11 protein-coding genes are annotated in these 12,802 nt (G+C 65.8%); 3 read left to right on the forward strand and 8 right to left on the reverse strand.

The genetic code is table 11. From position 1 onward, the window contains the following. Position 1 precedes the first annotated feature (1 nt). On the forward strand, positions 2-769 hold the full coding sequence (locus QM615_RS07050; protein ID WP_269594589.1) for a GAP family protein: 768 nt from the start codon (positions 2-4) through the stop codon (positions 767-769). 13 nt (positions 770-782) lie between these two features. Here QM615_RS07050 and QM615_RS07055 read toward each other — a convergent pair whose 3' ends face one another. The 8 genes from QM615_RS07055 to QM615_RS07090 all read right to left on the reverse strand — a co-directional run bounded on the left by QM615_RS07055 (position 783) and on the right by QM615_RS07090 (position 9,821). Next, positions 783-1,088: a hypothetical protein gene (locus QM615_RS07055; RefSeq protein ID WP_269594676.1), complete on the reverse strand. Its 306-nt coding sequence runs from the start codon at positions 1,086-1,088 to the stop codon at positions 783-785. Positions 1,089-1,155: 67 nt separating this feature from the next. Then, positions 1,156-1,965: a LytR/AlgR family response regulator transcription factor gene (locus tag QM615_RS07060; protein WP_094639503.1), complete on the reverse strand. Its 810-nt coding sequence runs from the start codon at positions 1,963-1,965 to the stop codon at positions 1,156-1,158. Further along, positions 1,962-3,134, reverse strand: coding sequence for a sensor histidine kinase (locus QM615_RS07065; protein ID WP_094639800.1), 1,173 nt, complete (start codon positions 3,132-3,134; stop codon positions 1,962-1,964). The genes QM615_RS07060 and QM615_RS07065 overlap by 4 nt, the downstream gene beginning before the upstream one ends. Beyond that, a complete protein-coding gene (locus tag QM615_RS07070; protein ID WP_269594588.1) occupies positions 3,131-4,324 on the reverse strand; it encodes an alpha/beta hydrolase family protein in 1,194 nt (397 codons plus the stop codon). Before QM615_RS07070 ends, QM615_RS07065 begins: the two co-directional genes overlap by 4 nt. Before the next feature lie 28 nt (positions 4,325-4,352). Further along, positions 4,353-5,981: a Na+/H+ antiporter gene (locus QM615_RS07075; protein WP_283347147.1), complete on the reverse strand. Its 1,629-nt coding sequence runs from the start codon at positions 5,979-5,981 to the stop codon at positions 4,353-4,355. A 77-nt stretch (positions 5,982-6,058) separates the two neighbouring features. After that, positions 6,059-6,247, reverse strand: a complete 189-nt coding sequence (locus tag QM615_RS07080) for an antitoxin (protein ID WP_068051116.1) — start codon at positions 6,245-6,247, stop codon at positions 6,059-6,061. 42 nt (positions 6,248-6,289) lie between these two features. Beyond that, a complete protein-coding gene (locus tag QM615_RS07085; protein WP_283347148.1) occupies positions 6,290-8,686 on the reverse strand; it encodes a cation-translocating P-type ATPase in 2,397 nt (798 codons plus the stop codon). Positions 8,687-8,705: 19 nt separating this feature from the next. Beyond that, the gene (locus QM615_RS07090; RefSeq protein ID WP_094686777.1) at positions 8,706-9,821 is read right to left on the reverse strand and encodes an MBL fold metallo-hydrolase; all 1,116 of its coding nucleotides are present in this window, start codon (positions 9,819-9,821) and stop codon (positions 8,706-8,708) included. A 94-nt stretch (positions 9,822-9,915) separates the two neighbouring features. Between QM615_RS07090 and htpG the strand changes: the two genes are divergently transcribed. Both htpG and QM615_RS07100 read left to right on the forward strand, forming a co-directional pair. Beyond that, positions 9,916-11,841 (forward strand): molecular chaperone HtpG, encoded by a 1,926-nt coding sequence (gene htpG, locus QM615_RS07095; RefSeq protein ID WP_283347149.1) that lies wholly within the window; start codon positions 9,916-9,918, stop codon positions 11,839-11,841. An 81-nt stretch (positions 11,842-11,922) separates the two neighbouring features. Continuing rightward, positions 11,923-12,723 carry a crotonase/enoyl-CoA hydratase family protein gene (locus QM615_RS07100; RefSeq protein ID WP_283347150.1) on the forward strand — a complete coding sequence of 267 codons (801 nt, stop codon included), beginning with the start codon at positions 11,923-11,925 and terminating at the stop codon, positions 12,721-12,723. The last annotated feature ends 79 nt before the right edge of the window (positions 12,724-12,802 follow it).

The raw sequence follows: 12,802 nt of genomic DNA on the forward strand, positions 1-12,802 counted from the left end.
CATGCCCTGCACGGGAACGGCGCACTTCGCGGACGGTAGCGAAATCGACGACATCTCGGGGCGTGCAGTGGGACGATCTACCGATGCAGTGGACGAGCGCCACCTGATGTCCGTGACGGCAGCCGTTTCTGCGTGTCTTCCGTTGGCGGCCGGGGCGCTGATCGCACACCTGCCCACCACGGCGATGGCTGCCGCCCTGGCCACACTCAACACCGGTTCCGTACTCGCTCGGTTCACCGCCGGATGGCTGGTCGGCGTCACGGTCGTCGCCACGGCGGGCTTGGTGGTCGTGGACACCGCGGTGGTGGCCTCGGACTCGTCCGCCTGGGTGCGGTGGTTGAGAATCGCGCTCGGCGTCGCTCTGCTGATCCTGGGTGCCCGCAAGCTGATCGAGCGCGTACGACACGGCCCGGCCCGCGAGGAACCGGGATGGGTGGACAGAGCACGTCGCCTCGACGGTGGCAGGGCATTCGCGACCGCATGCCTCCTCGGATCGGTCAATCCGAAGAGTGTGGTCATCGCATTGTCGGCCGTGGCGGTGATCGTGGACGCGTCCTCGGCCGTGGCCGTCCAGGCGGCGGCTCTCGTGGTGTTCGTGGTGGTGTCCAGCCTCGGTGTAGCGGCACCCGCACTCGCGTTGCTCGTCTTCCGCGACCGTGCCCGCCGGCCACTGAACGCGGTCGTCGACGGATTCATCGCGCACAGTGGCCTCGTTCTGGCCGTGATCCTGTTGGGCCTCGGCACGTACATGACACTGAACGCCCTCTGATCCCTCGGCGACGTCAATCATCGGTCAAGGCGGTGAAGTCCTGCTCGTTGCGTTCGGCTCGACGCGTGTACACCCAGCCGACACCGAACAGCAACGGATAGATCGCCACCCCCAGCACCAACCACGGCAAAGCGATGCCGAACGGCGCGACGTCGGTGAAACGGGCGAGCAGCATGCCCAGCAACGGAATTGCGAACAGAATCGACAGCGTCATCACCGCGAGGCGCACCGACAGCAGCAACTGGGCGCGAACGAGGCTGCGCACCAAAGCGTCGCCCACCTCGGTCTGCTCCTGTACTTCGACGCGGGTGCGCACCATCCGTGCGCCGCGACGTTGCGAGAGCACCACCCGCTGTCGGTGCGGCTGGCTCACTGCCGATCCCTCGTCACCGAGACGACCACGATTGCAGCGGACCGCGAACCAGTCTGTCCTTGAGTTCTCTGGCGTGCCGTCGGCTCACCGGCAGTTCGCAGGCAGCGAGGTTACCGCTGGCCCGCAGGCACACCACCAGACCCGAACCGACGCTGCGGATCCCCGTGACCAACCGCAGCGAGACCAGGTAGGAGCGGTGTACGCGCAGGAATCCGGCATCGGCCCAACGACTTTCGAGGGCCGAGATGGGTATGCGCACCAGGTGTGAGCCGTTGGAGGTATGCAGTCTCGCGTAGTCTCCGTCGGCTTCGACCCACGCGACCGACGACCGGTGCACCAGGGTGGTGGTTCCGCCGAGTTCGACGGGAATGACCTCGTCGGCCGAGGTGTCCGCGGACTCAGCGGGTCGACGCCGCGCGAGCAGCACCCGGCGCAGCGCCTCGGTGAGCCGATCCTCCCGCAACGGCTTGAGCAGATAGTCGACGGCACCGAGGTCGAAGGCAGCCAGTGCTCGGTCGTCGTGGGCGGTGACGAACACGACCGCGGGGGGCCGCGCGAATGCCGACAGGATGCCGGCCAGTTCGAGGCCGTCGAGCCCGGGCATGTTGATGTCGAGGAAGACCGCGTCCACCACTGGTTGCCCCGGGGCGGCGGTGTTCTGGATCTGACGTAGGGCAGTGGTGGCGTCCTGCGCTGTGAACACCTCGGCGACGGTCTCCTGCTGGCGCAGCAGGAAGGCGAGTTCGTCCAGCGCCGGGCGCTCGTCGTCGACGGCGAGGACGACCAATCCGCGGCCGGGGTTGTCTTTGGCAGCCTGAGTCATGCCCGCACTCCCGGCCTGAATTTGGGCACCCGCATGCTCACTTTGGTGCCTGCGCCCGGTGCGGTGTCCACGACGAGACCGTAGTCGTTTCCGAAGGCTGCCCGCAGCCGATCGTCCACGTTGGCCAATCCGACATGGGCCGCGTCCTCGGTGTGCAGGCTTCCCGAGCGCAACACCTCGGGGTCCATCCCCACACCGTCGTCCTCGATACTGATCACTGCGTCGGTGCCCTCGTCGGCGGCGATGATCGTCACGCGGCCGCCGTCGGCCTTACCGGACAGGCCGTGCCGGACGGCGTTCTCGACGAGCGGCTGCAGCGCGAGAAACGGCAGGGCGACGCCCAACACCTCGGGCGCGACCTGCAACGTGACCTGCAGGGAGTCGCCGAAGCGGGCACGTTCGAGCGTCAGGTACCGGTCGATGTTGCGCAGCTCGTCCGCGAGCACTGTGAACTCTCCTGCGTTTCGGAACGAGTATCGGGTGAAGTCGGCGAACTCGAGCACCAGCTCCCGCGCCCGATCCGGGTCGGTGCGCACGAACGACGCGATCGTGCCCAATGCGTTGTAGATGAAGTGCGGACTGATCTGTGCGCGCAGGGCCCGCACCTCGGCTCGGTCCAACCGCGCTCTCGACGCATCGAGTTCGGCGAGCTCGATCTGCCCGCACGCATAGCGAGCGACCTCGGCGATGGCACCGAGCATGCCGGGCCCGGGCTCGGCGACGACAGCGGCCCCCAACACCCCGACCACCGGAGACTCGTCGACGACCAACGGCTGCACCACCAGCGCTCTGACCTCGTGGATCGACCCGAGCGGCAGACGCACCAGGACGCGCCGCTGCCCGTCCACCGCCCGTTTCGCCGCCTCGACGAATGCCGGTGTCAGCTCGTCCCACGGCCCGTCCCAGGCCAGCAGCGAACCGTCGGGATCGCAGATGCCCAGTGCGTCCGCACCCGTCAGCACCCGCAGATGCGGCGCGGCGGCGGCGGCCGAACGAGCGTCGAGACCGTCACGCAACGGCTTGGCCGCCAGCGAGGCGGTGTGCAGGGTGGCGTGGACGGCCCGCTCGGCAGGTGTGGTGAGGTCACGTCGACCGCGCAGGCTGATCACGGCGATCACCGAGACGATCACGGCCACGATCACCGCCAGTGCCGCCAGTGCCGCGGTCATCGCGCGCACGAGGTCGAGGTGGGCACGTTCAGGAAGCGTTCGACGAGCCAGTCGACTCCGATGCCGTTGGCGGCCAGTTCGGCATGGCCCTGCTCCGGTTCGGAGCGAAGCTCGACATCGTCGCCGAGTGCGCAGGCCCGCGCTACCGCGTCGCGGGTCCACCGGGGATCGATGAGGTCGTCGCGTTCGCCGACCAGGACGAACAGCGGTACCCCGGTGCGAGTGGTCGGTAGCGCCTCCGATTCGAGCCACCGCGTCATCCGATCCGATGCCTCCTCGGAGTCCGGGAGCGCATCGGCCGGATCGAGGACGGCCCCGGCGTCGGCCTTGGAGAAGCCGAGCAGGTCACTGCAGGCGGTCAGTGCGGTCACGTTGTCGGCGAACGTGCCGCGGATGTAGTCGGAGCGTTCGGCACTCGGATCCGCGGTGCGCAGACCCTCGTAGAGATACGGCACCAGCAGCTGACGCGGCACGCTCTGCTCGGTCTCGGGCGCGAAGAATCGCGTCAGATCGGCCGTGGGCGAGAGCGCCGCGGCTCCGACCAGTTGCAGACCGTCGCCGTAGTTCTCGTTGCGCTCGGCTGCCGCCCAGACCGCTTGTCCGCCTTGGGAGGTGCCCACGGCACCCCACCTGGTGCCGACGTCGGGAACCACGTTGCGGGCCGCACGCACCGCGTCGATCACGTCGTACGCTGCGGCGTCCCGGTCGAGGTAGGCGGGGTCACCCGCCGTTCCGAGGCCCTGGTAGTCCGTCACCACCACCAATGTTCCGCGTTCGAGGAACGGCGTCACCAAGCCGATGGTGCCCAACAGGTTCGGGTACAGCGAGGGCGCACACTCGTCGGTCACACCGGTGGTTCCGTGCCCGACCGAGACGATCGGCCAGCCTCCCGGCGGCGCAGACCCGTTGGGCACGAACACCGTTCCCGAGGTTTCCGTGCCGCCTCCGGTGACCCCGTCGGTGGTGCGGTAGACGATTTTCGTGGCGGTCGCGCCGAGGTAGGCGACCCCGATGTCGACCTGACCGAGCAGCATCGAGGACACGATCTCACCGCGTTCCGAGCCCTCGGGTGCCGGAGCGGAGCCTGCGGACTGCACGGGGGCCGGGTCGACCGATTCGGCGGCGGGAGTGCTGCACGCGGCAAGGGCGAACACCAGTGCCGCGGCGACCACCGGTCCGGTCGACCTCACTGTCTCTGCGCTCCTACATTGCGTTCGTCTACGTCGTGCGTCGTGCGATGCGGGCTTCCGCCGCAATTTCTTCCACGTCCAAGCCATTCAACACTGCCCGCAGAGCTTCGTCCTCCAACTCCCCCGAGTCGCGGGCCGCGATGAGCGCCGCCCGCTGCGCGACCAGGACGTTGTGCCGCAGCGAATCGAACAACGCCCCTGCCGCCGCGATTCGCTTCTCGCGATCCTCGGTCTCGTCGGCATCCAATCGAGCGCGCACCGAGCGTCGGACTCGCTCGATCACCTCCGCGACACGTTCGCTGTCCACTCCGGCAATTCCGTCCTTCGCCGCGCGCTGGAGATAGTCCTCCGCCGCGGTACGGGCGATGGCCTGCGAGAGAAGGCGCTGATTGTCGTTGCGCTGTTGCTCGAGTGGATCTGCGACGTCGAGTCGACGGATCAGCAGCGGAAGCGTCAGCCCCTGCAGCAGCAACGTCCCGACCGCGACGACGAAGGCCACGGCCTGAATCACTGCGCGGCCGGGGAATTCGTCGCCGAGCACGGTGGTCAGCGGCACACCGGCCGCCGCAGCGAGCGTGACCACCCCACGCATGCCCGCCCACGAGAGCACGAGGTTCTGCTGCCACGTGAGACCGGCCTCGCCTGGAGACGATCGTCGAAACAGCTTACGAAGCAGTATGTCTCGACCGGAGTTTGCGAAGATCCACGCCGGACGCACCGCTATGACCGCGACGAGCACCAGCAACGCATAGGCGAACACGTGGTGGACCGGCAAGCCCTCACGTCGGACTTCTTCGATGACGAACTTCAGCTGTAAACCCATGTAGGCGAACACGAATGCTTCGAGCAGAAGATCCAGCGTGGGCCACACCTGCCGTTCCTGAACCCTCGTGGACACCGAGATGTCGGCGGTGACGCGGCCCAGAACGAAGCCTGCCGTGACGACGGCGAGCACACCGGAGGCATGAATTTCCTCGGCCGCCAGATAGGCCGCGAACGGTAGGACGAGTCCGAGCACAGTCTCGAGCGCCGAGTCGGCGATCCGGTTTCGCACGAAACGAACGAGGCGCGAGAGGACGAATCCCACCAGCACACCGCCGACGATCTCGTACAGGAAGAACAGCACCGGTGAGCCCAGTTCGATTCGACTGCCCGTCACCGACGCGACGGCCAGGGTGAACAGAGTCAACGCGGCCGCGTCGTTCACCAGGGACTCGCCGGTCAGGATCGCCATCATCCGCGCGGGCAGACCCAGCTTGCGGCCGACGGCGACGGCGGACACCGCGTCGGGCGGGGCGACGACGGCACCGAGGACCAGAGCCGCACCCAAGGTCAGCTCCGGGATCAGCAGATTGGCGAACCAGCCGACGGCCACCGTCGTCACGATCACCATGACCAGTCCGAGCCGAAGGATCTGACCGAGGTTTCGCCTGAACGTGACGAACGAGAAATCCAGCGCGGCGGAGTACAGCAGCGGCGGAAGCACCACGCCGAGGATCAGCTGAGGCGACAGGCTGACGTGCGGCACCCCGGGAACGAACGAGGCGATGGAGCCGACGGTGACCAGGACGAGCGGGACCTGCAGATCGATGCGCCTGGCGAAACCGGCGACTGCGATCGCGAAGATGACTACGAGAAGAAGAATCGGTCCGTCCACCCCGACGATTGTGCCGTCAGCCGCACCCCGGGGTACGACCGACGGCCACGATCACCGATGCAGAAGACCGAAAGGTCCTACTTGTCCGGAATCGCCTTCTTGACTGCGTCCTGAACTTTGTCGACCTTGTCGGAGTACTTGCCGCCGGTCTTGTTGTCGATGAAGTCCCCAGCCTTCTCCACGACGTCGTCGATCTTGTCCGAGTTCTCGGCCGCAAGGTCCTTGCCCTTGTCGACCATGCCCTTCAAATTGTCTGCGAAGCCCATGAAACTCTCCTGCCGGTCGGGTGCAACGGAACACCCGGAAGCCTACGTTTCGTTCTGCCGATTGCGTAGTACCGATCCGAATCGATGAGCCACCTCGACGAGCGCGATACCGATGCCGCCGATGATCAACGCACTGGTGGTGGCTCCGACGTTCGACGGATCGAGCTTGAAGAAGGTGCGGCAGAACGGGATTGCGAACAGCAGCAGATAGCCACCGACCGACCCACCGAGCAGCAGGATCTTCCACCAGTTGTAGGGCCGCGCGACGACGGCCAACACCCACAGCGCGATCATGATCAACGTGATCAGCGCGGTGGTACTGGCCTGCGTCACCTGGGTCTCGCTGGCGTTGGGGCCTGCGTAGACCAGCAGGTAGGAGACGAACGTGCACGAGCCGACGATCAGACCGGACGGGACGGCCAGCCGCATCACCCGCGAGACGAATCCGCTGCGCGCCCGCTCGTTGTTGGGCGCGAGCGAGAGAACGAACGCCGGTATTCCGATGGTGAACCATGCCGCGATCGTCACGTGCCGGGGCAGGAACGGATACGGAATCGGCTCGAAGTGGAAGATCTGGGAGAGCACACCCGAGAGCCCGATCAGAAACGCCAGCAACACCGAGTACACGGTCTTGGTGAGGAACAGATTGGACACACGCTCGATGTTGCCGATGACGCGTCGCCCCTCCCCCACGACGTAGGGCAACGTGGCGAACTTGTTGTCCAACAACACGATCTGCGCGACGGCTCGCGTGGCCGCACTTCCCGAACCCATCGAGACGCCGATATCGGCGTCCTTGAGTGCGAGCACGTCGTTGACGCCGTCTCCGGTCATCGCGACCGTGTGGCCGCGAGATTGCAACGCGCCCACCATCGCCCGCTTCTGATCGGGCCGGACCCGACCGAACGTGGTGGAGGACGCCACGGCGTCGGCCAGCTTCTCGGAGTCCTCGGGCAGATCACGCGCGTCGATCGGAGCGTCGCCGCCGGGCAGGCCGAGCGAACCCGCGACCGCACCGACCGAGACGGCATTGTCACCGGAGATGACCTTGACCTCGACGTGCTGGCTTGCGAAGTACTCCAACGTGTCTCGGGCATCCTCGCGCACCTTCTGCTCGAGAATCACCAGTGCTCGCGGTGTCACCACACCGGGTGCCTCGTCGTCGTCGACCGAGCGGTCCGAGCTGGCGAGCAACAACACCCGTAGGCCACGCGAGCCTGTTTCCTCGGCGCGACGAGCGATGTCGGAGGAGGCGTCGAGCAACACGTCCGGTGCACCGAGCAGCCAGTTCCCGTGGTCGCCGTAGGACAGTCCGCTCCACTTCTTGGCCGAGGAGAACGGGGCCACGGCACTCTGCGTCCATCCGGGCGCGTCCGGATACGCTTCGCCGACGGCCTGCACGCTCGCATTCGGCCGCGGATCGTCGTGCGCCAGAGATGCGAGAGCCGCTGTGACGGAGTCGGAATCGTGCTCGTCCATCAGCATCAACTCGGACAGCCGCATACCGTTCTCGGTGAGGGTTCCGGTCTTGTCCGCACACACCACGTCGACGCGGGCGAGGCCTTCGATCGCAGGCAGCTCCTGGACCAGGCACTGCCGTTGACCGAGTCGGATCACACCCACCGCGAATGCGATGGACGTCATCAACACCAGGCCTTCGGGCACCATCGGAACGAGCGCGGCGACCATACCGTTGAGGGCCGGCTTCAAAGCCTGACCGCTGGAGAACAATTGGTTGTAGATGATCAGCGCGCCCGCCGGAATCATCAGGTACGTGATGAACTTCAGGATCTTGTCGATACCGCTGCGCAGCTCGGACTTGACCAGCGTGAACTTGCTGGCCTCCTCGGCGAGCTTGGCCGCGTACGCATCTCGGCCCACCTTCGTCGCACGGTACGCCCCACTGCCTGCGACCACGAAGCTTCCCGACAGCACCTGCGTTGCTTCGAGTTTGTGCACCGTGTCGGCCTCGCCGGTGAGCAACGACTCGTCGACCTCGAGGCTGGCGCTCTCGATCACCTCACCGTCGACGACGATCTGATCACCGGGACCGAGTTCGACGATGTCGCCGAGCACGACCTCGTCGGGGGGAATCTGCTTCGAGACGCCGTCGCGTCGAACCTGAGGCTTGTTCTGTCCGACGATGGCCAGCCGATCCAGCGTGCGCTTCGCGCGAATCTCCTGCACGATGCCGATGCCGCTGTTCGCGACGATCAACAGCCCGAACATGCCGTCGATCACCGAGCCCGTCGAGAGCACGATGATCAACAGCACACCGAGGATCGCGTTGATTCGGGTGAACACGTTGCCGCGGACGATGTCGCGAACCGACCGAGAAGCACGGGCCGGAACGTCGTTGGATTTTCCCTCGGCCCTGAGCCTGGCGACCTCCGCCTCGGTCAGCCCGGTGTCCCGCTGAGCATCGGCCTCGATAGACATGCGTGCAGCTTAAACCCGCTCAGCCGAGCCGAGACCACCAGCGATCGTCGTGCAGGGTTCGGGTGCCGTCGATGCGCTGGCCCGGCATCGGCACTGCCACCTGCACACCGACGTCCTGCGCAGCGGCGTGCAGCCGCACGATCGGCTCGGACCACGGATGGAAGGCGAGGTTGAACGTGGCCCAGTGAATCGGAACGAAGATGCCCGACGCCGTCAGGTCGATGTGCGCCGTGACTGCTTCCTCGGGATTCATGTGGATGTCCGGCCACCGGGCGTCGTAGGCCCCGACGGGCAGCAGCGTCAGGTCGAAGGGGCCGTAGTTGCTGCCGATCTCGGCGAACTTCGGTGTGTAGCCGGTGTCGCCGCCGAAGAAGACGCGTCGAATCGGACCGGCGAAGGCCCAGGACGCCCACTGCGTCGAGTCCCGGGTCAGACCGCGGCCGGAAAAGTGCCGAGCCTCGGTGCACGTGACGGTGAGGCCGCCGATGTTCGTCTGCTCGTCCCAGTCCAGCTCGATGATGCGCTCGTCGGGCACCCGCCACTTACGCAGGTGAGCGCCGATGCCGAGCGGCACGACGAACGGAGCCGACTGTGTACTCGCCAGCTTCTGCACCGTCGCCTTGTCGAGGTGGTCGTAGTGATCGTGGGAGATCACGATGGCGTCGACCGTCGGTAGGTCGACCAACTCGACCGGCGTCGGATGCAGCCGTGCCGGGCCCACCACCGAGGACGGGGACACCCGGTTGCTCCACACCGGATCGGCGAGGACGCGATAGCCGTCGACCTCGACGAGCACACTCGAGTGGCCGTACCAGGTGACGGCCAGCTCGCCGGCGTCCACCGGCGCGATGGGCGGTGCCAACGGAATCGGGCGTTGCGGCCTGCCCTTGCCGCGTTCGGTGATCAGCGAGACGAACATGTTCTGCTGTCCCTTCTCGCCGCGCCCCGGTACGTAGCTCGAGCTCGGGTCGGAGTTGTGGAACCGTCGATCGCGGTATCGCGGAGACCCGGCGGCATACGGAGTGATGTGCACGCGTCGGGCACCGATGGCCGACGGCAGACCCCACAGCGCACGCGCCAACCATGCCCCGCTCAGTGCGGCCGTTGCTCCCAGAACGAACTTCGTCTTCGTCACGGCCACCACAGTAGGCGGCGCCGACGTCTTCGCAGCTCACCCGTAGTCTTGCCGTAGAATATTCGCGTCGGTTTTGCTGCTAGAAGGGGAGACATTGAGTACCGAACAGCTCGAATTCCAGGCGGAGACGCGTCAGCTCCTGGATCTGATGGTGCACTCCATCTACTCCAACAAGGACAGCTTTCTCCGTGAACTGATCTCGAACTCCTCGGACGCGCTGGACAAGCTGCGCCTGGAGTCGTACCGCAACAAGGACCTGGACGTCGACGTCTCGGATCTGCACATCGAGATCGACATCGACGCTGCGGCCCGCACGCTGACCATCCGCGACAACGGCATCGGCATGTCGCGCGCCGAGGTCATCGACCTCATCGGCACGCTGGCCAAGTCCGGCACCGCCGAGGTTCGCAAGAAGCTCAAGGAAGCCAAGGACGCTGCCGCCTCCGAAGAACTGATCGGCCAGTTCGGCATCGGCTTCTACTCCACGTTCATGGTGGCCGAGAAGGTCACACTGCTCACCCGCAAGGCGGGCGAGAGCACGGCCACCAAGTGGGAGTCCACCGGCGAGGGCACCTACGAGATCACCGACGTCGACGACGCCCCGCAGGGCTCCTCGGTGACGCTGGCCCTCAAGCCCGCCGACGAGGAGGACCACCTCCACGATTACGCGTCCGAGCGCAAGATCAAGGAACTGGTCAAGAAGTACTCCGACTTCATCGCCTGGCCCATTCGCATCGACGTCGAGAAGCGCGTCAAGAGTGAAGAAGAGGGCGGCGAGGACACCGTCACGATCGAGACCGAGACGATCAACTCGCAGAAGGCGCTGTGGACCCGCTCCAAGGACGAGGTGTCCGAGGAGGAGTACAAGGAGTTCTACAAGCACGTCAGCCATGCGTGGGACGAGCCGCTCGAGGTCATCCCGTTCAAGGCCGAGGGCACGTTCGAATACCAAGCGCTGCTGTTCATTCCGTCGCAGGCACCGTTCGACCTGTTCATGCGCGAGAGCCAGGCCGGCGTGCACCTGTACGTCAAGCGCGTGTTCATCATGGACGACTCGCAGGAACTGCTGCCCGAGTACCTGCGCTTCGTCAAGGGCGTAGTCGACGCAGCGGACCTCTCGCTCAACGTCTCTCGCGAGATCCTGCAGCAGGACCGGCAGATCCGTGCGATCCGTCGACGCCTGACCAAGAAGGTGCTCTCCACGGTCAAGGAACTGCAGAGCGAGCAGCCCGACAAGTACAAGACGCTGTGGTCGCAGTTCGGCACGGTCCTCAAGGAGGGCCTGATCTCCGACGCCGACAACCGCGAAACCCTCTTGGGCATCTCCTCCTTCGCGTCCACCAACTCCGAGGAGGGTGTGACCACCCTCGCCGAGTACGTGGACCGGATGAAGGACGGCCAACAGCAGATCTACTACATGACGGGTGAATCCCGTCAGCAGATCGAGAGCTCGCCGCACATGGAGGCCTTCAAGGCTCGCGGGCTCGAGGTGCTGCTGCTCACCGATTCGGTCGACGAGGTGTGGGTCGGCAACGTCACCGACTTCGACGGAAAGTCGTTCCAGTCCATCGCCAAGGGCGAGGTGGACCTGGACACCGAAGAGGAGAAGAAGGAATCCGAGGCCAAGCGCGAGGAGCAGGACAAGGAATTCGCGGACCTGCTCACCTGGCTGACCGAGACCCTCGGCGAGGACGTCAAGGAGGTGCGCCTGTCCACCAGACTCACCACGTCCCCGGCCTGCGTCGTCGGCGACGAGTTCAGCTTCTCCCCGCAACTCGAGAAGATGTACAAGGCGTCGGGACAGTTCGTGCCGACCTCCAAGCGGATCCTCGAACTCAACCCGACCCACGACCTGGTGACGGGACTGAAGAAGGCCCGCGAGGATCGCAGTGACGATCCGCACCTCGCCGAGACCGCCGAATTGCTCTATGCGACGGCACTTCTCGCCGAGGGTACCGAGCTCAAGGACCCGGCGAAGTTCTCCAAGTTGCTCGCCGATCGTTTGACGCGGACCATCTGAGTGCCTGCGGCAGTGGTGTGGTTATGTGCCCCAGGCGGCACTTAACCGCGCCACTGCGGCCAAGCAACGAAAGGCCCGACCGTGAGAGAACCTGTTCTTGCCGAACGACAAGGCGACGTGGTCGTCTGGACGTTGAACAACCCCCAGGCCCGAAATCCCATCTCCGAGATGGAGACCATCGACGCCCTCGAGGCCGCGATCGCCGACGCGAACGGGGATCCATCGATCAGGGTTGCCGTCCTGACCGGTGCCGGTTCGGCATTCTCGTCGGGCGGGAACGTCAAGCACATGCGGGACAAGCAGGGAATGTTCGGTGGTAGCCCAGCCGAGTTGCGGCAGGGCTACCGCCACGGCATTCAACGAATCCCGAAGGCGTTGTATCACTGCGAGATTCCCACGATCGCCGCGGTCAACGGCCCTGCCATCGGAGCAGGCTGCGATCTGGCCTTGATGTGCGATCTCCGAATCGCCTCGACCACTGCGACATTCGCCGAGAGTTTCGCCAAGGTGGGCATCATTCCCGGAGACGGTGGGGCCTGGCTGCTCCCCCGGGCCATAGGCATGGCACGCGCGAGCGAAATGGCGTTCACCGGCGAGGCCATCGACGCCGCCACGGCATTGGAATGGGGCCTGGTCTCTCGGGTCGTCGAGCCCGAGGATCTGCTCGACGCTGCCCACACACTGGCTCGGCGTGTGGCGGCCAACCCACCGCAGGTACTGCGTATGACGAAGAAATTGTTGCGCGAGGGCCAGCAGCAGAGTCTGGAATCCTTGCTCGAACTCTCCGCCGCCTATCAGGCCATCGCGCACCACACCGAGGATCATGCCGAGGCTGTCGACGCGATGCTCGAGCGTCGCGATCCAGAGTTCCGAGGACGCTGACTCGCCAGGTGAGTGGAAACTCGGGACGGGTTCACGTGGTCGTCGCAACGAGCAGTCGTTTGTTGTACTCCTCGAGTGG

The organism is Rhodococcus sp. IEGM 1341 (assembly GCF_030056895.1).
Classification (GTDB): Bacteria; Actinomycetota; Actinomycetes; order Mycobacteriales; family Mycobacteriaceae; genus Rhodococcoides.